The organism is Mesorhizobium sp. WSM4819, assembly GCF_055811215.1.
The window spans coordinates 49908-76387 of record NZ_JBVVQO010000024.1; the positions used below are offsets into that span (position 1 = coordinate 49908).

24 protein-coding genes and 1 pseudogene are annotated in these 26480 nt (G+C 63.5%); 10 read left to right on the forward strand and 15 right to left on the reverse strand.

Annotated features, from left to right (window positions below):
• Positions 1-148: 148 nt before the first annotated feature.
• The 6 genes from AC0L18_RS21090 to dhaL all read left to right on the forward strand — a co-directional run bounded on the left by AC0L18_RS21090 (position 149) and on the right by dhaL (position 6919).
• On the forward strand, positions 149-1033 hold the full coding sequence (locus AC0L18_RS21090) for a helix-turn-helix domain-containing protein (RefSeq protein ID WP_473494035.1): 885 nt from the start codon (positions 149-151) through the stop codon (positions 1031-1033).
• 90 nt (positions 1034-1123) lie between these two features.
• Positions 1124-1783, forward strand: coding sequence for a 2Fe-2S iron-sulfur cluster-binding protein (locus AC0L18_RS21095; protein ID WP_473494036.1), 660 nt, complete (start codon positions 1124-1126; stop codon positions 1781-1783).
• Between the two features lie 3 nt (positions 1784-1786).
• Complete coding sequence (locus tag AC0L18_RS21100; RefSeq protein ID WP_473494037.1) at positions 1787-2773, forward strand: FAD binding domain-containing protein; 987 nt, start codon at positions 1787-1789, stop codon at positions 2771-2773.
• Positions 2774-2782: 9 nt separating this feature from the next.
• The gene (locus tag AC0L18_RS21105) at positions 2783-5068 is read left to right on the forward strand and encodes a xanthine dehydrogenase family protein molybdopterin-binding subunit (protein ID WP_473494079.1); all 2286 of its coding nucleotides are present in this window, start codon (positions 2783-2785) and stop codon (positions 5066-5068) included.
• A 192-nt stretch (positions 5069-5260) separates the two neighbouring features.
• Positions 5261-6268, forward strand: coding sequence for a dihydroxyacetone kinase subunit DhaK (locus AC0L18_RS21110; RefSeq protein ID WP_473494038.1), 1008 nt, complete (start codon positions 5261-5263; stop codon positions 6266-6268).
• A gap of 12 nt (positions 6269-6280) precedes the next feature.
• Positions 6281-6919 (forward strand): dihydroxyacetone kinase subunit DhaL, encoded by a 639-nt coding sequence (dhaL, locus tag AC0L18_RS21115; RefSeq protein WP_473494039.1) that lies wholly within the window; start codon positions 6281-6283, stop codon positions 6917-6919.
• Here the strand turns inward: dhaL and derI are convergent.
• The 3 genes from derI to AC0L18_RS21130 form a co-directional block, all read right to left on the reverse strand.
• Positions 6916-7359, reverse strand: coding sequence for a D-erythrulose-4-phosphate isomerase (gene derI / locus AC0L18_RS21120; protein ID WP_287119740.1), 444 nt, complete (start codon positions 7357-7359; stop codon positions 6916-6918). The two genes, dhaL and derI, sit on opposite strands and share 4 nt — an antisense overlap.
• Positions 7360-7583: 224 nt before the next feature.
• The gene (locus AC0L18_RS21125; protein ID WP_473494040.1) at positions 7584-8369 is read right to left on the reverse strand and encodes a triose-phosphate isomerase; all 786 of its coding nucleotides are present in this window, start codon (positions 8367-8369) and stop codon (positions 7584-7586) included.
• Positions 8370-8640: 271 nt separating this feature from the next.
• A complete protein-coding gene (locus AC0L18_RS21130; protein ID WP_473494041.1) occupies positions 8641-9408 on the reverse strand; it encodes a DeoR/GlpR family DNA-binding transcription regulator in 768 nt (255 codons plus the stop codon).
• A 291-nt stretch (positions 9409-9699) separates the two neighbouring features.
• Between AC0L18_RS21130 and fba the strand changes: the two genes are divergently transcribed.
• Positions 9700-10764, forward strand: a complete 1065-nt coding sequence (gene fba, locus AC0L18_RS21135; protein WP_473494042.1) for a class II fructose-bisphosphate aldolase — start codon at positions 9700-9702, stop codon at positions 10762-10764.
• A 43-nt stretch (positions 10765-10807) separates the two neighbouring features.
• Here fba and AC0L18_RS21140 read toward each other — a convergent pair whose 3' ends face one another.
• From AC0L18_RS21140 to AC0L18_RS21185, 10 genes are all read right to left on the reverse strand, one after another.
• A complete protein-coding gene (locus AC0L18_RS21140; protein ID WP_473494043.1) occupies positions 10808-11749 on the reverse strand; it encodes a sugar phosphate isomerase/epimerase family protein in 942 nt (313 codons plus the stop codon).
• Positions 11749-13266, reverse strand: coding sequence for a glycerol-3-phosphate dehydrogenase (locus AC0L18_RS21145; protein ID WP_473494045.1), 1518 nt, complete (start codon positions 13264-13266; stop codon positions 11749-11751). The genes AC0L18_RS21140 and AC0L18_RS21145 overlap by 1 nt, the downstream gene beginning before the upstream one ends.
• Positions 13267-13315: 49 nt before the next feature.
• The gene (locus AC0L18_RS21150) at positions 13316-14356 is read right to left on the reverse strand and encodes a 2-hydroxyacid dehydrogenase (protein ID WP_473494046.1); all 1041 of its coding nucleotides are present in this window, start codon (positions 14354-14356) and stop codon (positions 13316-13318) included.
• 10 nt (positions 14357-14366) lie between these two features.
• Positions 14367-15920, reverse strand: a complete 1554-nt coding sequence (locus AC0L18_RS21155; protein WP_473494048.1) for an FGGY family carbohydrate kinase — start codon at positions 15918-15920, stop codon at positions 14367-14369.
• Complete coding sequence (locus tag AC0L18_RS21160) at positions 15920-17044, reverse strand: ABC transporter ATP-binding protein (protein ID WP_473494049.1); 1125 nt, start codon at positions 17042-17044, stop codon at positions 15920-15922. The genes AC0L18_RS21155 and AC0L18_RS21160 overlap by 1 nt, the downstream gene beginning before the upstream one ends.
• Positions 17041-18159 (reverse strand): ABC transporter ATP-binding protein, encoded by a 1119-nt coding sequence (locus tag AC0L18_RS21165; protein ID WP_473494050.1) that lies wholly within the window; start codon positions 18157-18159, stop codon positions 17041-17043. Before AC0L18_RS21165 ends, AC0L18_RS21160 begins: the two co-directional genes overlap by 4 nt.
• Before the next feature lie 6 nt (positions 18160-18165).
• Complete coding sequence (locus tag AC0L18_RS21170) at positions 18166-19023, reverse strand: carbohydrate ABC transporter permease (RefSeq protein ID WP_023800184.1); 858 nt, start codon at positions 19021-19023, stop codon at positions 18166-18168.
• A gap of 9 nt (positions 19024-19032) precedes the next feature.
• Positions 19033-19956 carry a carbohydrate ABC transporter permease gene (locus AC0L18_RS21175; RefSeq protein ID WP_091599904.1) on the reverse strand — a complete coding sequence of 308 codons (924 nt, stop codon included), beginning with the start codon at positions 19954-19956 and terminating at the stop codon, positions 19033-19035.
• A 198-nt stretch (positions 19957-20154) separates the two neighbouring features.
• Complete coding sequence (locus AC0L18_RS21180) at positions 20155-21600, reverse strand: ABC transporter substrate-binding protein (RefSeq protein ID WP_091599906.1); 1446 nt, start codon at positions 21598-21600, stop codon at positions 20155-20157.
• A gap of 44 nt (positions 21601-21644) precedes the next feature.
• Complete coding sequence (locus AC0L18_RS21185) at positions 21645-22619, reverse strand: sugar-binding transcriptional regulator (protein WP_287341386.1); 975 nt, start codon at positions 22617-22619, stop codon at positions 21645-21647.
• Positions 22620-22647: 28 nt separating this feature from the next.
• Between AC0L18_RS21185 and AC0L18_RS21190 the strand changes: the two are divergent.
• Positions 22648-22881 (forward strand): annotated as a pseudogene (locus AC0L18_RS21190) (hypothetical protein); the annotation flags it as partial.
• Positions 22882-22942: 61 nt separating this feature from the next.
• Positions 22943-23113 (forward strand): hypothetical protein, encoded by a 171-nt coding sequence (locus AC0L18_RS21195; protein ID WP_473494051.1) that lies wholly within the window; start codon positions 22943-22945, stop codon positions 23111-23113.
• Positions 23114-23196: 83 nt separating this feature from the next.
• On the opposite strand, the gene AC0L18_RS21200 is transcribed toward AC0L18_RS21195, so the two are convergent.
• Both AC0L18_RS21200 and AC0L18_RS21205 read right to left on the reverse strand, forming a co-directional pair.
• The gene (locus AC0L18_RS21200; RefSeq protein ID WP_473494053.1) at positions 23197-24123 is read right to left on the reverse strand and encodes a pseudouridine-5'-phosphate glycosidase; all 927 of its coding nucleotides are present in this window, start codon (positions 24121-24123) and stop codon (positions 23197-23199) included.
• Between the two features lie 47 nt (positions 24124-24170).
• Positions 24171-25280, reverse strand: coding sequence for a carbohydrate kinase (locus AC0L18_RS21205; RefSeq protein WP_473494054.1), 1110 nt, complete (start codon positions 25278-25280; stop codon positions 24171-24173).
• Between the two features lie 169 nt (positions 25281-25449).
• Between AC0L18_RS21205 and murQ the strand changes: the two genes are divergently transcribed.
• Entirely contained in the window at positions 25450-26373 is a 924-nt protein-coding gene (murQ, locus tag AC0L18_RS21210) for an N-acetylmuramic acid 6-phosphate etherase (RefSeq protein ID WP_473494080.1), read from the forward strand.
• The last annotated feature ends 107 nt before the right edge of the window (positions 26374-26480 follow it).

The window sequence follows — 26480 nt, forward strand, 5'->3', positions numbered from 1 at the left end:
GCTGATCTCACGACTTCTTGAACACGGCGCGGTTACCAACGCCAGATGCCTGCCCCACATAAGGCGCCGTACGCGCAGCGGCGGGGCGGCGTAAACGCTCAAGCGGGGCTGGATCACGGCTCCGCGAATGAACCAGCGGGATGCCGCGATGTCATTCAGACCATTGCTTGGTGACGGACGGGTTCGGAGCCAGGAGGAGAAGTCGGAGCCCGTGCAGACCGCGTCATGGGGAAGCTCCTCGATCGTTTTCGACAACCGGCGGTGGGCGTGCCGCGAGGCGGAGCTGCGCTGGACAGCCCCTCATCATCTGATCGTGCTGACTGAAGAAGGCGGAACCTCGCATACATCTATCCGGCACGAGGCAAGATCGCTGTACGACGGAATGGACCGTCCCGGAGCCCTCACCTTCGTCCCCGCAGGCGCGGAGCGGCAGGGCTTCTATCGCGATGTAGACCTCTCCTACTCAGCCTTGTGGATCGATCCCGATATCAGCGTTCCCGGCTGCGAACGCCTGAGAGACCTGCCGATCCTGGTGAACAGGAAAGACGTGGTGATCGCCACGCTGCTGAGTTCGCTTCGCGACGAGATGGCGCTCGGCCACAAGCCGGACACTGCCTATATCGAGCATCTGGTCGCCCTGGTCAGCCTCCGCGTGGCCACCCTGAACCGGGAGCAACACCCGTCGGTGCGTCACGGCTGTCTCAGCCGTCGCGCGCTTGGTCGAGTCCGGGCTTACATCGATGCGCATATGGATGCCGACATTTCGCTAAGGGAGTTGGCAGCCGTCGCTGATATGGCCGTCGACAGTTTTGCACGCCGATTCAAGGCGACGACCGGGCTTGCACCCTATGCCTATGTGATCGAGGAACGCGTGCGGCGAGCCGAGATACTGCTGCGCGAAACGGGTTTGTCGATCGGCAGCATTGCCTTTCGGCTCGGCTTTTCAAGCCAGAGCCACTTCACCACGACATTCCGGCGTCTCAGGGGCATGACGCCTCGGGCCCATCGGGTGAATTCTTCTCCGGAATCCTGATATTGCCGCCGGTTTCTTAAAAGAAAGCCGTCGCGCGCCTCCCCACCTCCAAGGTCGATGAGTGACAGAACTGCGACTGGGAGATCATGCATGGCCAAAACAGACACAAGGAGCGGGCCGACTCGTCGAACGGTTCTGGAGGGCGGGGTAGCGACGGGCGTGCTCCTGGCTACCGGTATACCGGTATACGCGGAGCCGGCGGGCGCCGTCACGGCGGCCGCCTCGCCGACGCCGGCGCCGACGATGCCGATATCCCTGCGGATTAACGCGAAGGATTTTGCCGTCGAGCTCGACCCGCGGACGACGCTGCTCGACGCGCTGCGCAACCATCTCGGCCTCACCGGCTCGAAGAAAGGCTGCGACCACGGCCAGTGCGGCGCATGCACGGTGCTGGTTGATGGGCGCCGGATCAATTCCTGCCTGACGCTTGCCGCAATGCATGAAGGCGACGAGATCACCACGATCGAGGGCCTTGCCGAGGGCGACCGGCTGCATCCGGTGCAGGCCGCCTTCGTTGCCCGCGACGGCTTCCAGTGCGGCTACTGCACGCCGGGCCAGATTTGCTCCGCGGTCGCTATGCTGGGCGAGGCCAGGGCCGGCTGGCCGAGCCATGCGAGCGCCGACGTGGCAGCGGTTCCCGTCGCTCTCACCGATGCCGAGATCCGCGAGCGGATGAGCGGCAACATCTGCCGTTGTGCCGCTTATCCGAACATCGTCGCTGCAATCCGCGACGCGGCAGAGGGGGCGTGAGCAATGCAATCCTTCACCTATGAACGTGCGGCAAGTGCCGAGCAGGCAGCCGCCGCGGTCGCGGAGCGGCCGGACGCCAAGTTCATCAGCGGCGGCACCAACCTGCTCGACCTGATGAAGCTCGAGATCGAGCGCCCTGCGCATCTCGTCGACATCAGCCGGCTGCCGCTCGATCGGATCGAGCAGACGGCGGCAGGCGGGCTTCGGGTCGGCGCCCAGGTCCGCAACAGCGATCTTGCCGCCGATCCGCGGGTGAGATCGCGCTATCCGATGCTCACGCAAGCGCTGCTGGCGGGAGCGTCCGGCCAGATACGCAACAAGGCCTCGACCAGCGGCAATCTCCTGCAGCGCACGCGCTGCCCCTATTTCTACGACCGCAACATGCCTTGCAACAAGCGCGAGCAAGGTTCGGGCTGCGCGGCGCTGCAGGGTTTCAATCGCATGCACGCCGTGCTCGGCGCCAGCCAGGCCTGCATCGCGGTCCATCCCTCCGACATGGCGGTCGCCATGGCCGGGCTCGACGCCAGGATCGAGACCATATCGCCCGGCGGCGGGACCCGCACGATTCCGATTGGCGATCTCCATCGATTGCCTGAGGCGACGCCGCATGTGGAAACCGTGCTCGACCACGGCGAGATGATCGCCGCCGTCACCCTGCCGCCGCCACCGCCCGGCCGGCAGGTTTACCGCAAGGTGCGCGACCGTGCCTCCTACGCCTTCGCGCTGGTATCGGTGGCGGCAGTCGTCGAGAAAAGCGGCGATCGTATCCAAAGCGCTTGGATCGCCATGGGCGGCGTGGCCGCCAAGCCCTGGCGCGCGACGGAGGCAGAGCGCACCCTCGCTGGAGCGGCGGCGTCCGACGGCGCCTTTACCGACGCGGCCGAAGCCGCGCTCGCCGAAGCCGTCGGATATGGCGGCAATGATTTCAAGATCCCGCTGGCGAAACGGACGATGCGGCACACGCTCGCTGCTGCCGCCGAGAGTGCATGAGGTGACATGATGACAGAGACGAAGACCTCAAACCGTCCTCGCGAAACACGCAGCGGCATCATCGGGCGTCCATTCGATCGCATCGATGGTCCGCTCAAGGTGAGAGGCGATGCCACCTACGCCTACGAGAATACGCTGGAGGGTACAGCCTTTGGCTATATTCTCGGCGCTGCCGTCGCCAAGGGGCGCATTGCCGAGATCGACACGGCCGAAGCCGAACGGGCGCCGGCAGTGCTGCTCGTCATGACGCACCGGAATGCGCCGGCCCAGCCGGATTTCGGCCCGGCGGTCACGCCGACGGTGCCGGAGGTCTTCACGCGCGCCCGGCCCGCGCTCAACAGCGAGCGGGTGCGCTATTACGACGAGCCCGTCGCGCTGATCGTTGCGGAGACGTTCGAGGCGGCACGTGCTGCCGCCGGCCTCATCAAAGTGCGCTACGACGAGGAGCCGGGCCTCTACGATCTGTCGGGACATGTGGCCGACGCCTACGCACCAAAGCGGACCAATGCCGGCTTCGAGACCGACAGCGTGATCGGCGACTTCGAGAGCGCCTTTGCCGCAGCTCCGGTCAAGGTCGATGCCACTTACCGGACGCCCTTCGAACATCACAATCCGATGGAGCCCCATGCGACGCTCGCCGCCTGGTCAGGCAACGAGCTGACGATCCATACATCGGCGCAAACCCTGGCGAATTTCCGGGCGGGGGTCGCCAGCACACTCCGCATCCCGCCCGAGCGTGTGCGCATCATCAGCCCGTTCATCGGCGGCGGCTTCGGCTCCAAGCTGATTGCCCATGCCGATACGATCCTGGCCGCGCTTGCTGCGCAGGTCCTGCAGCGTCCCGTCAAGATCGCGCTGACGCGACAACAGATGTTCGCCAATGCCGGTCATCGCGCAGAGATGATCCAACAGGTGCGTCTCAGCGCGGACACCGACGGGCGGCTCACCGGGATCGCGCACGACGTCTGGTCGGCAACGTCCAGCTTCGAGGAGTACTGCGAGCAAACGGCAGTTTTTGCCCGCTCGCTCTATGCGGCGCCGAACCGTGTCACCCGCCATCGCCTGGTCCCGCTGGATATCAACCGCGGCGAATGGATGCGCTCGCCCGGCGAAGCCCCCGGCATGCTGGCCTTCGAATGCGCCATGGATGAACTCGCCGAGCGGCTCGGACTGGACCCAATCGAACTCAGGATCCGCAATGAACCGGCCCAGGATCCCGAGCGCGGCGTGCCGTTCTCCACCCGCAATCTCGTCGCCTGCATGGAGGAAGGCGCCCGCCGTTTCGGTTGGCAGCGAAGAAACCCGACGCCGGGCCGCGCCCGAGAGGGCCGCAAGCTCATCGGCTACGGCATGGCGGCGGCGATCCGTCCGAACTACATCGGCGCGGCGACGGCGCGGGTTGCGATCGACCGCGACGGTCGGGTGACGGCGCGGCTCGACATGACCGATATCGGGACCGGCACCTATACGATCCTAACCCAGATCGCCGCGGACAGCCTCGGCGTGCCGATCTCGTCCGTCAAAGTGGAGCTTGGCGACAGCCGCTTCCCGCGTACCGCCGGCTCCGGCGGGTCCTGGGGCGCGGCAAGTGCAGGGTCGGCGCTGCACAACGCCTGCAACGCCCTTAGGGAACGGATATTGCAGGCGGCGCGGTCGAGCGAAGCCTCGCCGTTGCGCGGCGCTGGCGCCACCCAGGCGAACTTTGCCGACGGCCAGGTCAGGCTCGGCCAGCGTTCGGCAAGCCTGGCCGACCTTGTCCGACGGATCGCTCCCGACGGGTTCGAGGCCGAGGGTTCCGTGGCCGCCGGCGCCGCCACCCCGTCATACAAGGCTTACTCGCAGCATTCCTATGGCGCGCATTTCGCCGAGGTCGCCGTCGATTGCGATACCGGTGAGATCCGCCTGCGCCGGATGCTGGCGGTGATGGGCGCCGGCCGTATCCTCAACCCCAAGACCGCGCGCTCGCAAATCATCGGCGGCATGACCTGGGGAATCGGTGCGGCGCTGATGGAGCAGACGGTGCTCGACCGGCGCTACGGCCACTTCGTCAATCACGATCTTGCCGAGTATCACGTCCCGGTCAACGGCGACGTCCCCGAGATGGAGGTCGTCTTCCTCGAGGAACATGACGACAAGGCCAATCCATTCGGCGCGAAGGGGATCGGCGAACTCGGCGTCTGCGGTGCGGGGGCAGCTGTCGCCAACGCCATCTACAACGCGACCGGCGTGCGGGTGCGTGACTTTCCCATCACCCTGGACAAGCTGCTGCCTGCCTTACCGGTGATCGCCATTTGACGCGGCAAGTTATCGGCTCCTGCCACCGCTTCTTCTTCGGGCATTTTAAGCTCAAGGACAAAGAGGCAGCCAATCCCTGCGTGCAGGTCCTGGCCGCCGGAACATATTGCCGCGTGAAATGTCCGACCCCGGGTGGAAATTCCGGTAACACGCTGTACTATCTGCGAAAATACCGAAATCGGGAGGCTGCCGGTGCAGACCAAGAAGATCATCAACGACGGCAACCGCACTGTCGACGAGATGCTGGAAGGCATTCTGGCCGCGCATCCCCGCCATCTCAAAAGCATGGAGGGCAGCCCACGCTCGATCATCGCCCGCGATGGACCTCGCCAGGGCAAGGTCGGCCTCGTCATCGGCGGCGGCTCCGGCCACGAGCCGACCTTCCTCGGTTTCGTCGGCAAGGGGCTGGCCGACGCGGCGGCGATCGGCAATGTCTTTGCCTCGCCGCCGCCGGACCCGATCCTTGAATGCGCCAAGGCGGCCAGCGGCGGCGCCGGCGTGCTGTTCATGTATGGCAACTATGCCGGCGACGTGATGAACTTCGACATGGCCGCAGAGATGGCGGCGATGGATGACATCGAAGTGCGCACCGTGCTGACCACCGACGACGTGGCATCGGCGCCGCGCGACCAGAGGCAAAAGCGCCGTGGTGTCGCCGGCAATTTCTTCATCTTCAAAGCCGCCGGTGCCGCCTGCGAGCGGATGCTGTCATTCGAAGAATGCGAGCGTATCGCCAGGAAGGCCAATGATCACACCTTCACCATGGGCGTGGCGCTGTCGCCCTGTTCGCTGCCGCAGACCCGGCGGCCGAATTTCGAGATCGGACCGGATGAGATGGAGATCGGCATGGGCATCCATGGCGAGCCGGGCATCGCCCGCGGAAAATTGAAAACCGCCGACGAGATCACCGACGAGATGCTGGACAAGATCGTCGACGAGATGGCGCCGGCACGCGGCGACAAGGTCGCCGTGCTCGTCAATTCGCTCGGCTCGACGCCGCTGATGGAGCTCTACATCATGAACCGGCGCGTCAAACAGCGGCTCGATGACATCGGCGTGTCAGTTCACGCGACCTGGGTCGGCAATTATTGCACCTCGCTCGAAATGGCCGGCGCCTCGGTGACGCTGATGCATCTCGACGCCGAATTGCAGACGATGCTCGACCATCCTTGCGACTGCGCCATGTTCCGTGCCGGCTGAAAGGGTGCATCCATGACATCCATCGATGCAGCCGATCTGAAAAGAATGTTCGATGCGATCGCGGTGGCGATCGAAGCCGACAAGGACAGGCTCTGTCAGCTCGACGGGGTCATCGGCGACGCCGATCATGGCATCGCCATGGCGCTCGGCTTTGGGGCGGTGCGCGATGCGCTGGCGCCGCTGGAGCTCACGGCAACCGAGCCGACTGTTCTCCTCAACACTGCGGCGAAGTCGTTCCTCAACGCCGTCGGCGCCTCGTCGGGCCCGCTCTACGCGACGGCCTTCATGCGTGGTGCGGCTGCCGTCAAGGGCAAGGCGACCTTGGCGGGCGCCGACGTCGTCGACCTGTTCCAGGCGATAGCGCAAGGCATCCAGGATCGCGGCAAGGCGGAGATCGGCGAGAAGACGATGGTCGACGCCTGGCTGCCGGCGGCGCAAGCCGCGGCCGCTGCCCATGCCGCCGGCAAGACCCTGTCCGAAAGCCTGGCAGCCGCCCTCGAAGCAGCCGAACGGGGCGCCGAGGCGACCAAGGATATGATCGCAGCGAAGGGCCGCTCGTCGCGGCTCGGCGAGCGGTCGCTCGGACACATCGACCCCGGCGCGGCGTCGGCGGTCACCGTTATCGGCGCGATGCGAAAAAGCCTGGGTTAGCCCAACTTCGCCGCGTCGAGCCTGTCGATCGCCTGGACATTGCCGGCCGATGGCCCGTTTTCGTCGAACTCCGATGCGAGCCAGGCATCGACGATCGACTTGGCCAGTTCCGGGCCGATGACGCGGGCGCCCATGGTGATGATCTGGGCATTGTTGGATTTGACCGCGCGCTCCGCCGAATAGGTGTCATGGGTGAGTGCGGCGCGAATGCCGGGGACCTTGTTGGCCGAGATGGAAACGCCGATGCCGGTGCCGCAAAACAAGATGCCGCGATCGTTTTCGCCGTCGAGGATGGTCTGGGCGAGCTGCTGCGACAGGTCGGCATAGTAGCCGGCCTGGCTGAGGTCGCTGACGGTGAGGCCGGGTTTGGTGGCCAGGTGAGCGGCAATGACGTCGAGCAGCGGCTTGCCGGCGCTGTCGGCCCCAATGGCTATTTTCATTTTTTCTGTCCTTTCCTGTTCGATTGCTCTGGAGCCCATCCCGATGGGCTCCATCTTTTGTTTGAGCATGATCTTTTCCGAAAACGGAATTCCACTTTTCGGGATCATGCTATCTTGTTTGGGCATGATCTTTCCGAAAACCGGATTCCACTTTTCGGGATCATGCTATCTTTTGTTTGAGCATGATCTTTTCGAAACCGGATTCCACTTTTCGGGATCATGCTCTAGATCGCCGCCGAGGCGCGTTCGAGGATGTCGATATAGCCTTCCGCCTGCCAGGCGGAGCGGCCGATGAACAGCCCGTCGATATGCGGCTGGCCGATCAGTTCGGCGGCATTTTGCGGGTTGACGCTGCCGCCATAAAGCACCGGCGGCATGGCCGGCAGAAGATCGCCGGCGATCTTCTTGATCAGCGCCTGCTGCCTGTCGGCGTAGCCGGCACTTGCCGGAATGCCCTTGTCGCCGATCGCCCAGACCGGTTCGTAAGCAAAAAGGATCGTCGCCGCCTTGGCCTGGCCTTCGAGGTATTGCAGCGCGCCGTGCACCTGCAAGGCCAGCACCGCATCGGCCTGGCCGCTGTTGCGTTGCGCCAATGTCTCGCCGACGCAAATGAGCGGCACCAACCCGTGCTTCACCGCCGCTGCGGTCTTGAGACCAACCGTATTGTCGGTCTCGCCGAAATGCTCGCGCCGTTCGCTATGGCCGAGCTCGACGAGATCGAGCCCGCAGTCCGTCAGCATCACCGGCGAGATCTCGCCGGTCCAGGCGCCGGCGTCGGCCCAGTGCATGTTCTGGGCACCGACCTTGATCCGCGTCGATGCCAGCGCTTTCTTGACCTCGCGGACCGCCGTGAAGGGCGGGATGACGAAGGGCTGGATACGGTCGTCGAAACCGGGGACGAACCCCGCCAGCGCCCTGGCAAAGTCAGTCGCTTCCGCAAGCGTCTTGTTCATTTTCCAGCTTGTGCCGACCCAGTAAGCCACGCGTCCTCCTTCTAGAGCCTGTTCCATCCCGCGAGGCGGGATGGGGCTCTATCTTCTTCTTTGACCATGATCTTTTCCGAAAACCGGTTCCCACTTTTCGGGACCATGGTTCTATCTTCTCCTTTGACCATGATCTTTTCCGAAAACCGGTTCCCACTTTTCGGGATCATGGTTCTATCTTCTCCTTTGACCATGATCCTTTCCGAAAACCGGTTCCCACTTTTCGGGATCATGGTCTAGCTTCTTCTTTGACCATGATCTTTTCCGAAAACCGGTTCCCACTTTTCGGGATCATGGTCTAGTCCTTCTCGACCAGTGATAGCGAAACGCCGGCGCCTTCCAGCGCCTCGCGTGTCTGCGGTCCCAGTTCTCGACCGGTGAAGACGGCGTCGAACGCCTTGAGATCGGTCAGGAAATGCAGGGCCGTGCGGCCGAACTTGCCGTGATCGACCAGCAGATATTTGCGGGCGGCCGCGGCCATCATCAACCGCTTGGTATGGACCACTTCCTGGTCCTGGTGGAAGGCGGAAACGCCGTGGATGGCGGACGACGACAGGAAGGCGACATCGGCGCGCAACGATCTCAGCGTGTCCTCGGCAAGCAGGCCGAAGAAACCGTGGAATTTCTTGCTGTACTGGCCGCCGAGCGCGATCAGGGTGATACCGGCAACGCCGGCCAGATCCTGTATCACGGCCAGATTGTTGGAGATCACGGTCAGCGGGCGCAGATCCGCAAGGTGGCGCGCAATGCCGCCCGCCGTCGAGCCGTCGTCGATGATCACCGTCTGGCCCGGTTCGATGACAGACACGGCGGCAACCGCCAGGCGCTGCTTCTCCTCGGCGGCCTGCTTCTGACGGTAGCGGAAATCACTTTCAAACAGGCCGCTCGGCTGAATCGAGGCGCCGCCGCGTATCTTGCGCAGGAAGCCGCTTTCCTCGAGCTCGTCGAGGTCGCGATGGACGGTCATCTTCGACACGCCGAAGCGCGAGGCAAGGTCATCGACACTGGCCGTGCCGGTGTCCATCAGAAAATCCATGATGCCTTGCCGCCGGCCGTCGCTCTTCATCGTCCAGCCTGTTTCCTTTAATTCGCGTCGCCGCGTCCGCCGTGGCAGAAACGGCTGATAGAAACTATTCTAACAGATAAAATCGCATGCATGCCAAATTTTTTGTGATGATGTTATGATTCCTTGGGATATTCCTTGCTTCTGATCGCTGCCTTGTAACAAGAATTGCTCTCGGCCGCATGGCCAAAGGTTGCGGTTCTCCGGAAATCCGGCCAGAAGCATCAATGGGCTGAATGACAACCGGACAGCTCGCAAACCATAGGCTTGAAACCAAATACGGGAGACCATTGGGTGGCTCGCATCACATTGAGACAATTGCTCGACCATGCCGCCGAACACGGCTATGGCGTGCCTGCCTTCAACATGAACAATATGGAACAGGGCCTTGCCATCATGGAGGCGGCCAAGGAGACCAAATCGCCTGTCATCCTGCAGGCGAGCCGCGGCGCCCGCGCCTATGCCAACGACGTCGTGCTGGCCAAGCTGATCGACGCGCTGGTCGAGATCCATCCCGATATCCCGGTCTGCATGCATCTCGACCATGGCAACAACGAAGCCACCTGCGTGACCGCGATCCAGCACGGCTTCACCTCGGTGATGATGGACGGATCGCTGAAGGAGGACGGCAAGTCGCCGGCCGATTACGACTATAATTCCGGCATCACGCGGCGCGTCGTCGACATGGCGCATTGGGGCGGCGTGTCGGTGGAAGGCGAGATCGGCGTTCTCGGATCCCTGGAGATGGGCGGCGGCGAACAGGAAGACGGCCACGGCGTCGAGGGCACCGTCAGCCATGACCAGTTGCTGACCGATCCGGAGCAGGCGGTGCAGTTCGTCAAGGACACGCATGTCGATGCGCTGGCCGTCGCCATGGGCACCAGCCACGGCGCCTACAAGTTCTCGCGCAAGCCGGACGGCGCGGTGCTCGCCATGAACGTGATCGAGGAGATCCACCGCCGCCTGCCGAACATGCACCTGGTCATGCACGGCTCGTCCTCGGTGCCGGAAGAGCTGCAGGAGATCATCAACAAATATGGCGGCCAGATGAAGCCGACATGGGGCGTGCCGGTCGAGGAGATCCAGCGCGGCATCAAGCACGGCGTGCGCAAGATCAACATCGACACCGACAACCGCATGGCGCTGACCGGCGCGATCCGCAAGGTGCTGACCGAGAACCCGAGCGAGTTCGATCCGCGCAAATATCTGACGCCGGCAATGGCCGCCATGAGGAAGCTGTGCAAAGAGCGCTTCGAGCAGTTCGGCACCGCCGGCAACGCCCCCAGGATCAAGCCGCTGCCGGTCTCGGAAATGGCCAAGCGCTACAAGTCGGGCAGTCTCGACCCGAAGTTCGGCTGACGTATTCTGGTTTGGAACAGGAGCCGCATCGGCTCCTGTTCATCTATCCTGCTCGCGGCGAGAGTGCCGCCCTGCCGGTCTCGATAAACGGCGCCCAATAATCGACCGACTCGCGGATCATCGCGACGACCTGGTGGTCGACCGGCTCGCGTTCGCGAAACGACAGTTCGAGGCAAATCTCGTTGTCGACGCCGCCGCCGCGCCGAACCGTCTCCAGAAGTTTTTCCGGCGTGATGCGGCCGTCCTTGTTGTAGGCGGCGATGAACGGCCAATGGCCGCCCTTGTTCATCGACGACTGTTTGATGTGGATGATCGGCGATACCGTGGGAAAGGCTTCGGCCCAGGCATAGGGATCGATGTCGGCCGGGTTGCTCGAGGTGACGTCGCCATGGTCGATATCGACCATCATCTTCAACGGAATGGCCATGCCGGCCGCTTCGATCTCGTTGTGCAGTGCCCGGCAACTCTCGATCGTATGGCCGAATTCGCGGCCGACCGACATCGGCTCCCAAAAAAGGTAGGTCAAACCCGCCGCCCTGGCGTGCTCGGCGACGTCGCGCCAGCATTCCAGCGCGATCTCGAAAAGCCGCGCGCGACGCTCCGGATCGTCAAAATCCCGGTGCGTGAAGATCGCGAACTGCGTGCCCATGCCGCTGGCGCCGAGCTCGGCCGAAATGTCGGCAAAGGTCTTGAACCAATCGACGTAGTAGCGGCGCACGTCGGCGTCGGGATGGCCGAAATGGTTGAGCCGCCCGTAAGGGCCGGTCATCCCGGACGTCACGCGCACGCCGGTGCGGTCGAGCGCCGTGCGGAACAGGCGGACGAATTTCGAGATCGTCGCCGCCGGCCAGCCGGGATTGACGAATTCATGCGTGAGCTGCACGTCCCGGATGCCGATGTCGTAGGCGATCGCGTCGATCAGATCGTCCGGTTCGGCAAAACGGTTGACCAGCGGATTGGTGTTGAGGGAAAGCGTAAAAGTCATCAGCCTGCCCTCACCAGTCGGCCAACGCACCAGTCCTCGAAGGCGGCTCTTTCCGCGGCGGACAGACGCAGGCCGTGCTTGGTGCGCCGTTCAAGAATATCGGCAGCGGTCAGCGCCCATTCATGCTCGAACAAATAACTGGCTTCGCGTTCGAAAAAATCCTTGCCGAAGCACCGGCCCAGTTCGGTGAGCGACCTGGACGCACCGACCAGAACGCGCGTCCTGGTGCCATAGAGCCGGCCATACTGCTTGACCAGCGATGCCGGCATCCAGGGATATTCGCGGCCAAGGTCGCCGAGAAACTGCTCGAAGTCGGCGTTGGCGATATCGCCGCCCGGCAGATGTCCTTTCGACGTCCACGGCTTGCCCATTTTCGGAAAGAACGGCGCGATCCGGTCCAGCGCATGCTCGGCCAGCTTGCGGAAGGTGGTGATCTTGCCGCCGAAGACGGAGAGCAGCGGCGCCTGCCCGGATGATGCGTCGAGTTCGAAAATATAGTCGCGCGTCACCGCGCTCGGATTGTCGGCGTTGTCGTCATAGAGCGGCCTGACACCCGAGAACGAGTAGATGACATCGTCTCGGGCAAGTTCGCGCTTGAAGTAGCGGTTGACCACCTTGATCAGGTAGTCGATCTCGCTGGCATCCGCCGCTACGTCTTCCGGCCGCCCATCATAGGGAATATCGGTGGTGCCGATCAGGGCCAGATCGTTCTGGTAGGGATTGATGAAGATCACGCGCTTGTCGCTGTTCTGGACCAGATAGGCCTGCCGCCCTTCCCAGAATTTCGGCACGACGATGTGGCTGCCCTTGACCAGCCGGACATTCCGCTTGGAGTTCTGACCAGCCACGCGGTTGATGATGTCGTTGACCCAGGGACCGGCGGCGTTGATCAGCGCACGCGCCCGAACCGTGGTCCTGACGCCGGTTCGTCTGTCGCGCATCTCGACCGACCACAGGCCGTTTTCGCGGCGGGCGGCGGTGCAGGCGGTCCGGGTGAAGATCCTGGCTCCCCGTTCCGCAGCGTCGAGCGCATTGATGATGACGAGACGGGCGTCGTCAACCCAGCAATCGGAATATTCGAAACCGCGCTTGAACGCATCCTTGATCGGTGCGCCTTCGGGCGCGGTGCGCAGGTTGAGCGTGCGGGTGCCCGGCAGCCGCTTGCGGCCGCCAAGATGATCGTAGAGGAACAGACCGAGCCGGACCAGCCAGGCCGGCCGGTCGTCCGGGCTGTGCGGCAGCACGAAGCGCATCGGCCAGATGATATGCGGCGCCGATTCAAGCAGCACTTCGCGTTCGATCAGCGCCTCGCGCACCAGCCGGAATTCATAGTATTCGAGATAGCGCAGGCCGCCATGGACGAGCTTTCCCGATCGCGAACTGGTGCCTTCGGCAAGATCGCCTTTTTCGCACAGGATGACGGAAAGCCCGCGGCCGACTGCGTCGCGCGCGATGCCGGCGCCGTTGACGCCACCGCCGATGACGAACAGATCGACGATTTCAGTGGCGCCGCTCATCTCGCCGGGTCCTCTATGCCTGGATTGCGTTTCATGGCTGCCGCGACCTTCAGCACGGGTTGACCGGCGGGAGCCCGACTATGAAGCGGCGCACCTCTTCGGCCGCTTGCTCGGCCGCATAGGTCACCGTGCGCACCGAAGCGCCGGCGATATGCGGCGTCAGCGTGACATTCGGAAGCTGCAGCAGAGGCCAGTCGGCAGGCACCGGCTCGACCGCGAACGTCTCCAGCATGGCGCTGCCGATATGGCCTGAGACCAGCGCATCGTAGAGCGCATCGTAGTCGACCAGCGGCCCGCGCGCGGTGTTGACGAAAATCACCCCCGGCTTCATCCGGGCGATGGTGTCCTTGCCAATAAGACCGCGGGTCTCCTCGGTCACCCTGGGATGAAGCGTGACCACATCGGAGCGGGACAGGAGATCGTCCAGCGCGACCAGTTCGACCCCGGCATTGCGGTCTTCGGCGCTCAGTTGCACATAGGGATCGGTGACCAGAATGCGGCAGCCGAAGGCGCGCAGCAGGCGGACAACCTTGGTGCCGATATTGCCATAGCCGATGACGCCGACAGTCATTTCGTTGAGCTCGCGGCCGGTGCGGTCTGCACGGTAGAGATCGCCGCGCCATTGTCCCTTGCGCAACGCTTCGTGCCCGACCCGGATCAGCCGCGTCTCGGCAAGGATCGCACCGATGGTGAATTCGGCCACAGCACTTGCATTGCGGCCGGGCACATTGACGACGGTGATGCCGTGGGCCTTGGCGGCAACCATGTCGATGTTGATCGGGCCGCCGCGCGAGACCGCAACCAGCTTCAGCGCAGGCAGACGCTGCATCATGGTCTCGGAGAGCGGCGCAAGCTGGGTGACGAATATCTCGGCGTCGCCAATGAAATCGACCACCTCGTCCGGATCGCCAAAATACTCCTTCACCTTGTCGAGGCCGAGCGCTGCATTGCCGAATTCCATCGGCTCGTCGGGCCAGGCCGCCTCAAGGGTGCGAATGTCGAGATTGTCGCCGCAGGCCTTCTCGATTTTCTCGCGAAAGACCTCGGGAAGCATGAAGCGGTCGCCAATTATTGCAATCTTCTTACGCATGCTCGACTTCTCAGTTTGCCCTGGATGCGGCCATCGACCGCCAGACCGGCCGCAGCGCCTCATGCGCCAATGTGTAGGACGGAACCGCCCGCTCATAGATCGCTGCAAGGTTTCGGTCGCTCGGCTCCGCCGCGCCCAGCAGCGGCGTGACCCATTTGCCGACGCATTCGTCCATCGACCTGTATTGGCCGACGCAGACCGCCGCGATCATCGCGGCGCCCGCGGCACCGGCCTCCTCGCGTTGGCTGGTGCGAATATCGGCGCCGACGACAGCGCCCAGGATCTTGCGCAAAGCCGGGCTTCTGGCGGCGCCGCCGGTCAGCCGGATTTCGCTCGGCAGCGGCCCCATGGCGGCGTAGCAATCGCGCGATGCGAAGGCCAGCCCCTCAAAAACAGCGCGGACCATATCGGCATAACCGTGCCGCGACGAAATGCCGACGAAACCGGCCCTGGCATTGGCATCGACGAACGGCCCGCGCTCGCCGGCCTCCGACACATAGGGCTGATAGAGCAGCGAGGCCGGCTCCGATAACGATATCCATTCGTCGACCAGCGCGATCATCTCGCCATTGCTGCGGGTGATGCCTTGCGAGGCGAGAATACCGGAGGCGAGGCTAAGGATCCAATCGATGTTGAGCGTCGCAGCCATGTTCGACTGCATCTGCGCAAAGACGCCGGGCGCCGGCATCGTCATCGTGTAGCCGGTCCTGGCCTCGTTGAGCAGCACCTCGTCCGGCGTCTGGGCGAGCCGCATATGCATGCCGGTGGAGCCGATGATCGAGCAGCCAGGCTTGCGCTCGCGGTCGAGCAGGCCGGCGCCGAGCGCGGTGCAGGCCACGTCGACATAGGCCAGCACCACCGGCGTACCGGAAAGCAGCCCGGTCGCTTCGGCAGCCGCCGCCGACAGGCCGGCGCTATGCCTGGTGCCGTCGACGATCGGCGGCAGTAGATGCCTGAGATCGGCGACGCCGAGCACCTCAAGCACCTCGTCGCAATAGCCACGAGTGCGGAAGTCGCCAAAGGTGAAGGTGCCCTCGGACGGATCGGTGGCGCGTTCGCCGGTCAGGTTGAAATAGAGCCAGTCCTTGCAATGGAATGCTGTCGCCGCCTTGCCAAGCATTTCGGGCATGTTGCGCTTCATGAAGGCGAACTGCGGTCCCTGCTGGCAGGCGGCCAGACCGCTGCCGGTCTTTTCGAAGCGGAGCCGATCCTCCGGTCGCGCCCGGATCTCCTCGACGACTCCTGCGGCGCGCGCGTCGAGCCACAGCCAGCCCTTGGCGACCGGCTCACCCTCCTTGTCGATCAGCCAGGTGCCATCGCCCTGCCCGGTCACGGCGACCGCAATGGTGCGGCTGGCGAGGTCCGGCACCTTGTCGGCAAGCTGGCGCAATGTGGTCGCGGTATCGGCCCAGGTGCGCGCCAGATCCTGCTCGGCGCCGCCGCCCGACAAGGTCTCGTACCGGTTCGGCACCGCCGCGGCCGCGAGTTGCCGGCCCGCCGTGTCGAAGGCGACGGATTTGATGACAGACGTGCCGGCGTCGATGCCGATCAGCACATCCCGCATCAGGCAAGCTCCATGCCGTGCGAAATGGCCATACCGCTGGACTGATCGAAGACGTGCAGGTTTTTCGGATCGATGCTGATGTTGATCGGCGCGCCAAGCTCCAGGCGGGTCCGGTCGTGTTCGACCAGGACCAGCGAGCCGCCGGCGAAATCCGCCGCGATATGGGTCTGGTCGCCGAGCCATTGGTTGGCCGAAACCGTCGCCGGCACGCCGTCCTTCGAGCGGCGAACCGCATAGGGCCTGACACCGATGACGACCCGCTGCCGTTTGAGCAATTCGTCGCGAACCGAGCCGCTGAACGCGTCCTTGTCATAGTCGAGTGAAAGCCCGTCGGGCAGCCGCAGATTGATCGTGTCGGCAGCCGTGCCGACATAGGCCTCGAAGACATTCATCGGCGGCTCGCCGACAAACGTGCCGGTGAACAGGTTGGCCGGCCGCTGCTTGAGCATATCGGGCGTATCGAACTGCTGCAGCACGCCGCCTTCCATCACCGCGATCCGGTCGGCCAACGCGTTGGCCTCGGTCTGGTCGTGGGTGACCAGGATCGCGGTCAAGCCGCGCTCCTTGATGAAGTGCTTGATGCGGCCGCGCAGCACCGCGCGAAGCTGCGGCTCGAGCTGGCCCATCGGTTCGTCCAGCAGATGCAGGTCGGCCTCGCGGATCAGCGCCCGGCCGAGGCTGGCGCGCTGCTGCTGGCCGCCGGAGATGGAACTCGGATAGCGCTCAAGAATGTCCTCGATCTCGAGCAGCTTGGCGATGCTGGCAACTTTCGCGTCGACCTGACTTTTCGGCAGCCTGGCCGCCTTCAGCGCAAACGCCATGTTCTCGCGCACGGTCAGCGGCGGATACAGCGAATAGCCCTCGAACGCCATCGCCACATTGCGCTTGACCGGCGGCAGCGTGTGCACCTTGCGGCCGGCAACCGAAATGCTGCCGCGCGAGACCTCTTCGAAGCCGGCGATCATGCGCAATGTCGAAGTCTTGCCGCAGCCGGACGAGCCGAGCAGTGCGACGATCTCGCCCTTGTCGATTTCCATCGTCAGATTCTGAACGGCGTGCACACCTCGGTCGATCGGGCCGTAGAATTTGTCGACGCCGGAAATGGTGAGTGCGCTCTGGCTCATGCCGCTTCTCCGCTGCGCAAATTGACGACGTTTTTCGAGCCGATACGGTCGCCACTGGCACGATCGAACAGCAGGGCGCTTTTGCCGTCGACGGCGATATGGGCCCTGCCCTCGGTTTGACCCGCTGTTCCGGCCGGCCGGGAGACCAGGATTTCGCGACCGCGCACGGTGCGCACCAGCGTGACGATCTTTTCGTTGAGCGGCGTCTCCGCCTCGACGGTCACCGGAATGGCAGCAGATGTTCCTTCGTCGACGAAGCGCAGCGCTTCGGGCCGCAAGCCGATCACGCAATCGCGGCCGACCGTGGCGTCATAGGCGCCGGTCAGATGGACCTGGACATTCGACAGACCGACATAGATGCCCTTGGCATCGCGCGACGGCTTGACGTCGAGCAGGTTGATTGTCGGATCGCCGAACAGCCGCGCGATCTCGATGTTGGCCGGCTCGCGATAGATCTGCTCGGGCGTGCCGAGCTGCTTGATGACGCCTTGCGACATCACCGCGATGCGATCGCCGAGCGCCATGGCCTCCTTGTAGTCCTGGGTGACGTAGACGACGGTCGCACCGCGATCTGCCAGCAGCCTCGGCAGTTCGAGCCGCATCTCGAAGCGCAGTTTGGCATCGACGTTGCGCAGCGGATCGTCGAGCAGCAGCACCGGCGGCGAGCCGACCAGAGCGCGGGCGAGCGCGGTGCGCTGCTTCTGGCCGTTGGACAGCGCCCGTGGCTTGTGGCTGAGCACGTGGCCGATCTTCAGCAGCTTGGCGACGCTCTCGACACCCGCCTTCATCCCGCTTTGCGACGATCGCTTGGCCTGAAGCGGCGTGGCGATGTTGTCGAAGGCGGTCATGTGCGGAAACAGCGCGAAATTCTGGAATGCCATGCCGACGCCGCGGAACTCGGCGTCAAGATCGGTCATGTCCTCGCCGCCGATGAAGATTTTTCCCTCATCAGGGTCGATGACGCCGGCGACGAGCCGCAGCAGCACCGTCTTGCCGGCGCCGGACGGTCCGAACAGGACCAGGGTTTCGCCGTCGGCGACGCTCAACGACAGATTGTCGAGCACAGTCTGGCTCTTGTAGCGCTTGACGACATTTCGCAATTCGAGGCTGGCCATCGGGAGCTATCCTTTCACCGCACCGAGCGACAGGCCTTCGACGAGATAGCGCTGCGCGTAAAGGGCGAGCGCCAGCGTCGGGGTGATCGACAGCACGATCGCTGCCGAGATCTGGCCGTACTGGATGCCGGAGGAGGTGATGAAGGCGAGCGCGCCGACCGTCACTGGCTGCTTGTCGGCCGAAGCGAGCACGAGCGCGAAGATGAAATTGTTCCAGGCGAAGATGAAGGCTAGCAGGCCGGCAGCCGCGATGCCGGGGCCGGCGAGCGGCAGCGCGATCTTGCGGAAGGTGGCGAACCAGGAATGGCCGGCAATGCGATAGGCGTATTCGATATCGGCCGGGATGTCCTCGAAATAGCCGCGCACGATCCACAGGATCAGCGGCAGGCAGATCAGCTGATAGACCCAGATCAGCCCGATATAGGTGTTGGCCAGTCCAAGCTTCTGGAAATAGAGGGTGAGCGGCAGCAGCACCAGCAGCGCCGGCGCGAACCGGAACGACAGCAGCGTGAAGGCGATGTCCTCCGAGCCGCGGAATTTATGCCGGGCAAAGGCGTAAGCGGCGGGGACGCCGAGCAGCAGCGCGACGGCGACCGAGGTGACCGACAGGAACACCGAATTCCACAGGTTGCGCATGAAGGCGATGTCGAGCGTGCCGGCCGCCGTGGTCAGCTTGCCGGTGATCAGCGCGGTGTAGTTGGCCAGCGTCGGCTTGAAGACAAGCTGCGGCGGAATCCGCAGGATGGTCTCGTTGGTCTGGAACGACATCATGAGGATCCAGACGATCGGGAACATGAAGAAGATCACGACCAGCGTGAGGGCTATGCCACGCAGGATGCGTTCGAGAAGCGAGGTGTGTTCCATCCCGGCCTCCTATGCCAGGCCGCGGGCGCGTTCGCGCAGCCGCAGCCAGTTCTTGATGAAGATGTTGGAGAGGAAATAGGTGATCGCCCACAGGATGATCATCAGCGCCGCCGAGCGGCCGACATTGGTCGACTGGAAGAAATTGAGATAGGCCTCGACCTGGAAGACGGTCAGCGTGTCGCCCGGACCGCCCTGGGTCATGGCATAGATGATGTCGAACTGCTGGATGGAATCCAGCAGGCGAAACAGCGTCGCCGTCAGGATGTAGGGCGTCAGCATCGGCAAGGTGATGCGGAAGAACACAAAACTCCGCGGCACGCCGTCAAGTGCCGCCGCCTCGAAGGGCTGCGTCGGCAGGCTGCGCAGGCCGGCAAGCAGCAGGATCATGATGAAGGGCGTGTAGACCCAGATATCGACAAGCACCACCGTGAAAAGCGCGGTCGACGGCGACGAAGCCCAGCGGAAATCCTGCAATCCGATCAGGCTGGCGAGGTAGCTCAGCACGCCAAAGCCGGGATTGGTCATCAGCTTCCACATCAGCGCGGCAAGCGCCGGCGCCGTCATCAGCGGCATCAACAGCATGATCGAGATGAAGTTGTTCAGCGTCGAGCGCTTCTGCAGCAGCATGGCGATGCCGAGACCGAGAAGCAGTTCAAGCAGCACGGTGATGCCGGCATAGAGCAGCGATATCTCCAGCGTGTTCCAGAACCTCGGGTCGGTGAAAAACGAGATGTAGTTGTCGCCCCAGTTGAACTGCCGCGCCCAGGGCTGGCTCAGCCGGTAGCGCTGGAACGAGTAGACGACCGATGTGAAGAACGGGATCAGGATGCCGATGCAGACGAGCAAGGCCGGCAGGCTGAGCACATAGGGCAGCACTTTCTTGCTGATCCTGAAGCCGGAAGGCCTGTTTCTTTGCATTGTCGCCGTAGTCATCGTGGCTCACCCGTCATCTCTGTTGCTTCGCCCTGCCGGCCGCCCAGGGAGCTAGGCGGCCGGTTGGGCGAGTGGCGGCACCGCCAGTGTTTGAGCATCGGAATTTCCCAAAACCGGTTTGGGTCCGATGCTCCAGGCGCCGCTTCGCAGTGGAATGGCCGGCTGGCCCGCAGCAGCGGGCCGGCCGGCCGCCAGGACTCAGCCGAGCCCGGCTTCCTTGAGCTGGCCGTCGACGCTGGTGGCCAGCATGTCGAGGCCTTCGTCGACCGGCACTTCCTTGGCCACCATCTTCTGCAGCGTCGCCGCCCATTCGGTGGTCAGATCGAAGAACAGCGGCTGCGGGGTGAACTTGATGCTGGCGCCCGGCGCCGAGACGTCGAACATCTCGACATAGCCCGGATAGCTCTTGTTCAGCTTCTCGCGGAACATCTGGTCGTTCCAGACCGACTGACGCACCGGATTGACGAAGTCCATCTCAGTCGCGCCGAACAGTGCATGCTCGGGCCCGGATGCCCATTGCATGAAGTACCAGGTGGCGTCCTTGTCCTTCGAGAAATTGGACATCGACAGCGACCAGATCCAGATGTTGGGCGTCGGAGCCTTGGCGGCGGGATTGGCCTTGAAGGCGGAGAAGGCGAGCTTGCCGGCCATCTTGTTGTCGCCGCCATTCATGAAGTAGCCGAGGATGTCGGCGTCGAAGATCATCGCCGAGGCGCCGGCGCCAAGATCGGTGCCGACCTGATACCAGGTGTAGGTCGACCAGTCCTTGGGGCCGCTCTCCTGAATCATCTGGACCCACTGCTTGTGGAAGGCCTTGGATTCGGCGGTGTTCATGGCGGCCGACAATTTGCCGTCGGCCGAGACATTCAGGTCCTTCTGGTCAAAGTTGGCATAGGCCGACAGGAAGCCGGGATGGATCGTCGCCCAGGAGCGCGAACCGCGCACGCCGATGCCGTAGACGCCGCCGCCAACATCCTTGGTGAGCTTGGCCGCCGTAGCGACCATCTCGTCCATATTGCCGGGGACACTGACCCCGACCTTGTCGAACATGCCCTTGTTGTAGGTGATGTTGTTCTGTTCGAAGCCCCACGGAATGCACCACTGCTTGGCGTCGTCGGAACCGAGCACGCCGCCAGGCTGACCGTTCCAGGCGCAGGACTTCCTGACGCCGGGCAGGAAGTCGTCCCAGGCATAGTTCACATTGGTCTTGGTCGGATCCTTGATCCATTCGTTGAGGTCGGTGATCCAGCCGGCCGGGCCGTAGGTCCAGGTCATGTAGGCGCCGGTCATGAAGGCATCGTATTCAGGCGAGCTGGCCGACAGCGCAGCGGTGACCTTGTCGAAATAGACATCTTCCGGGAAGACGTCGTAGACGACTTCCATGCCGGTCAACTTCTTGAAGTTTTCAAGGTTGGCGATCATCGCATCCGCGTAAGGATGCTTGTTGAGCAAGAGCTTGATGGTCTTGCCCTTGTGCGCCTGCCAGTCGAAGTCAGCCGCCAGCGCTCGGGTCTGCCCCAGATTGAGCAGCGTTCCGGCCGTGCCGGCGGCAAGGCCCATCGCGCCAAGGCCCTTGATCAGCCCACGACGATCGACTTGTCCGCGCAGGAACGCGTCGATCAGGTCTTTTTCTTTCTCATGCATTTGTCTTCTCCTCCACAGGGTAGTTTCAATCGAATGGCTGCCGGCTACCCGACCGGCGTCTGCTCCACGAGTTTTCGCGCCGTCCGCTCATCGGTGACCAGGCCCTTGAGATAGCGGCCCTCCAACACCGATTTGATGGCACGAACCTTCACCTTGCCGCCGGCAACGGCGACAATCCTGCGATTGCTGATGTCTTCGCGCGCCAGTGCCAGCGCCCGGTTGGAAAGCGTCGTCTCGACCGCCTTTCCAGCGTCATCGAAGAAATGGCCGAGCAGCTCGCCGACTCCGCCGTTGCGGCGGATCTCCTCCATTTCGCCCTTCTCGATCATGCCGGTGGCGACCAGCGACGCCTCGCGCTCGGCAGTGCCGATGCCGGCGATGAGCAGGTCGGCGGACTTGCCGAGATCAAAAACCTCGCTGATGCCCTTCTGCCCGAGCAGCACGGTTCGATCCTCGACCGTGTTGGCGAACATCGGCACCGGCATCACATAGGCTTCGGCGCCGGTCCGTTCGGCCAGGCGGTGAATGACGTCGTGCGGATTGGCCGAGAACTTGCGCGTCAGGCCGCCGAGCAATGAGACGAATCGGGTCTTTTCGGCCGATATGCGCGGCAGATATTCGACGCAGGCGGCGAGCGTGCGGCCATGGCCGACGCCGATCAGCGTATCCTCGCCGCGTTCGATCTCACGCTTGAGGAACTGCGCGCCGGCGATGCCGAGCGCCTTGAGCGGCAAGTCCTCGCCATCGAAGTCGGGAACGACCTCGCAATAATCGAGGCCGTAGCGGCTGGACAAATCGTCTTCAAGCGCGACGCATTCCGACACTTCGCCGTCGATATAGACTTTGACCAGCCCTTCCTGATTGGCCTTGGTGATAAGGCGGTGCGCCTTGAGGCTGGTCAGGCCAAGCCGCTTGGCAACCTCCGACTGGGTCAGCCCGCCAGCATAATGGAGCCAGGCGGCGCGCGTCGCCATACTGGTTTCATCGTCGCGCAGGAGGCCGTTTCCAAAACCAACCATTTCCGCCCTAAGATATTTTTATCAGTTGATGCAAAATTTTTCACAAGGTGCCGCAAGAGTCAAGCGCCGCAGCGTTCAAATCACCTTGAGAGGGCAAAAAAGGCCTGCTGAAGCAGCCATCGTGCAGGGCGGGGCCAGTCTGAATTGCGCCGACCGTATCGAGCGGCCAACCAAGTCGCATCTGGTGCTGGTGACCGATCTCTACGAGGGCGGCAATGGCCAGGAATTGCTGCGGCGGCTGGCGGCGCTGGTTCGATCCGGCATCAATGTCGTCGTGCTTCTGGCACTGACCGACCAAGGCCGGCCCGGCTATGATCCGGCAAATGGCAGTTTCGGTTGCCGCACTTGGCATTCCGGTCTTCGCCTGCACGCCGGATTTGTTTCCGGACATGATGGCGGCGGCATTGCGCCGGGAAGATATCGGCGCTTGGGCCGCGGGCGCCGACATCAAGCTGGTTCGCGCCGAGACCGAGGCTCCCAGGGCGGACGAATGAGCCCCATGTTCCAGAGGGTTGCCGAACTCCTGTCGCGGCTGGAAAGCGGCTGGACAGGTCAGCGATTGTGGCCGGCAGTTCCGCTATTTCATGTCCTTCAATCCCGCATGCGCCACGGCGATGCGAGCGGCAAGCGCGGCGTTGTTGCGGACCAGCGCGATGTTGGCCTTCAGGCTGCGGCCTTGCGAAAGCTCGTTGATGCGGGCGAGCAGGAACGGCGTCAGCTCCTTGCGTCCGATGCCGCGTTCTTCGGCTTCCGCCACCGCTGCCGTGATCGTGCCGTCGATGAAGGCCGGATCGAGCGCATCCACTTGCGGAATTGGGTTGGCGACGAGGATGCCTGTGCCCGAGCCGATCTGCTCGTGCAGCAGCATGGCCCGCGCAATGTCCTGCGGCGTATCGAGGCGGTGATCGGCTTTAAGTCCGCTGGAGCGCGTATAAAAAGCCGGAAAGTCGTCGCTCTGGTAGGCAATCACCGGCACGCGCTGGGTCTCCAGATATTCCAGCGTTTTTGCAATATCGAGGATCGATTTCACGCCGGCGCAGACGACGGTCGTGCCGGTCTGGCCGAGTTCGGTCAGGTCGGCCGAAATATCGAACGTGGCCTCGGCGCCACGATGCACGCCGCCGACGCCGCCGGTCGCGAAAATACCGATGCCAGCCAATGCAGCGATCCGCATCGTCGCCGAGACCGTCGTCCCGGCCGAGCCGCCGCTCACCATGATGGCGGCGAGGTCGCGCCCGGACGCCTTGACCACGTCCTTTGCCGCTGCCAGCTGCTCCAGCTCGCGGTCATCGAGCCCGACCTTGATCTTGCCGGCAACCACCGCGATGGTGGCGGGCACGGCGCCATTCTTACGCACCACGATCTCGACGCTGCGGGCAGTCTCCAGATTGGCCGGATAGGGCATGCCGTGGGTGATGATCGTCGATTCCAGCGCCACCACCGCGCGGCCTTCACGAAGTGCTGCAGCGACTTCGTCGTTCAGATGGAGAAGGGAAGGTTTCATCGTCGTTTCGCTTTCAGGGTTCGACTCGCGTTCAGGGTCGTCTGGCTTCAGGCGGGAATGCGGTACATGCCGGCGGTGAGGAAGCGCGGCGACAGATCGGGGTGGACGCTGGATTCGCTCTCGGTGGTCAGCGTGGCGAGCAGCGCCCCGGTGCGCGCCGCGTCGAGCACGGGATCGCCCGAAAGCACCTTGTACATGGTGCCGGCAATCATTGCGTCGCCGGCTCCGGTGATGTCGACGGCGCGGGCCGGGACGGAACGCATCGTTGCCACGCCGCCTTCGGTCGCGACCGCAAATCCGTGCGCGCCCATGGTCACGATCACCTCGCTGGCGCCGGCCGCGCGCAGCGCCGCCGCGGCCTCTTTCGGCTTCAGCCGCTTGTCGGCATCGGTGATGCCAAGCATCGTATTGGCCTCGTCATGGTTGGTGAACAAAAGGTCGATGCCGGACAGGTCCTTGGGCAGGCGTGCCGATTTCGGCGACGACACTGTGTCGACGGCGAGCTTGAAGCGCGCGCCCTGCTTGCGTGACATCAGCGCTGCGATCGTCGCGGCCGGCAGGTTGCAGTCGATGAACACCCAATTCGCCGAAGCCAGATGCGGCCAGAAACGGTCGAGACAGGACGGCGAAAACAGATCGAAGATCTCCATGTCGGCGATGCCAAGCACGAGATCGTTATTGAGGTCGAGGATCGCTGCATATTCCGCCGTCGGCCGCTCCGTTGACGTGATGACCTGGCTGACGTCGGCGCCCAGGTCGCGCAGATGCCGCACCAGCGAGCGGCCGGTCTCGTCGTCGCCGACAATCGAGACGAAGCTCATGTCGACGCCGAGGCGGACAAGGTTCTCGGCGACGTTGCGGGCGACGCCGCCGAAGCTGCGGTAGCCGGCGACCGGGTTCGACGTCCCGAAGATCAGATCCTTCCTGGCGTGGTACTTGCGGTCGAGGACGGCACCGCCGATGCAGATCATGCGCTTGGACGCCGGCAAGACATAGCCGCGGCCAAGAATGTAGCCCTTGTTGACGAGTTGCACGATGTGGGCCGCGACGGTCGAGCGGGCAATGCCGAGCGCGGTCGCTATATCCTGCTGGCCGGCGAACGGGTTCGCCGCGATCAGATCCAGCACTGCCTGTTCCTGTGCTCCAAGGTCGTCCATCGCCTCACCCCGGTCCGCGCAATTCATGCTGAACTTTGACCAACAACAGATGATGTTGTCAACATTTGTTTGGCTGGCGAGCCTGTCGATGCCAGTCGCTGGTCTGGTCAACGCCCGGCGCCGCATCACATTACTTGTTGCCGATGGCAAGAAGTTTGAAAGCAGGCGGATGAACGAACAGGAGTTGATGTCGGAGCTGGAGCGGCTGGTTTCCGAGGATCGGAACCCGAGGACGATGGATATCGACCTGCTGCCGACCATCGAGATCCTGCGCCTGATCAATGACGAGGACAGCGGCGTTCCGGCCGCCGTCGAGAAGGTCATTCCGGAAATTGCTGCCGCGGTAGACCGGATCGTTGGTGCGTTTCAAAAAGGCGCGCGGCTTGTCTATATGGGCGCCGGCACGAGCGGCCGGCTGGGGGTTCTCGACGCCTCGGAGTGTCCGCCAACGTTTGGCGTGCCCGAGGGCATGGTGCTCGGCCTGATCGCGGGCGGCCCGAATGCGCTGGTGCGGGCTGTGGAAGGCGCCGAGGACGATCCGCAACAAGGCATCAAGGCACTGCAGGACATCAAGTTGACCGCCGACGATGTGGTGGTCGGCATCGCGGTCAGCGGCCGCACACCCTACGTCATCGGCGGCTTGACCTATGCAAGGCAGGTGGGAGCAACGACCGTGGCGCTTTCCTGCAATCCCAGGTCAGTCATTGCCGGCATCGCCGACATTGCCATCTCTCCGCTTGTCGGTCCCGAGGTTCTCGCCGGCTCGACCCGGCTGAAGTCGGGAACCGCGCAAAAGCTGGTTCTCAACATGCTTACGACAGCCAGCATGATCCGGATCGGCAAGAGCTATCAGAACCTGATGGTCGACCTCAATCCCAGCAACAAGAAGCTCGTCGCCAGGGCGGTCGGGATCGTCATGCAGACCACGGGCTGCACAGCGCAGCAGGCACGACGGGCGCTCGACCAGACCGGCAAAGACGTCAAGCTGGCGATACTGGTGACAATCACCGGGATGGGCATCGAAGAGGCACGCAAGGCGCTCGACAATGCGGGCGGGTTTTTGCGAAAGGCGATCGGCGAAAAGACGCTGTGAAGCTGTCTGGATACCGGTATACCAGTATCCAGGATGGACCGACTTCGACAAAGGCAGGGCGTGGGACCTTGCTCACCAAACGGATCCATCCGACACATCCGTTTCGA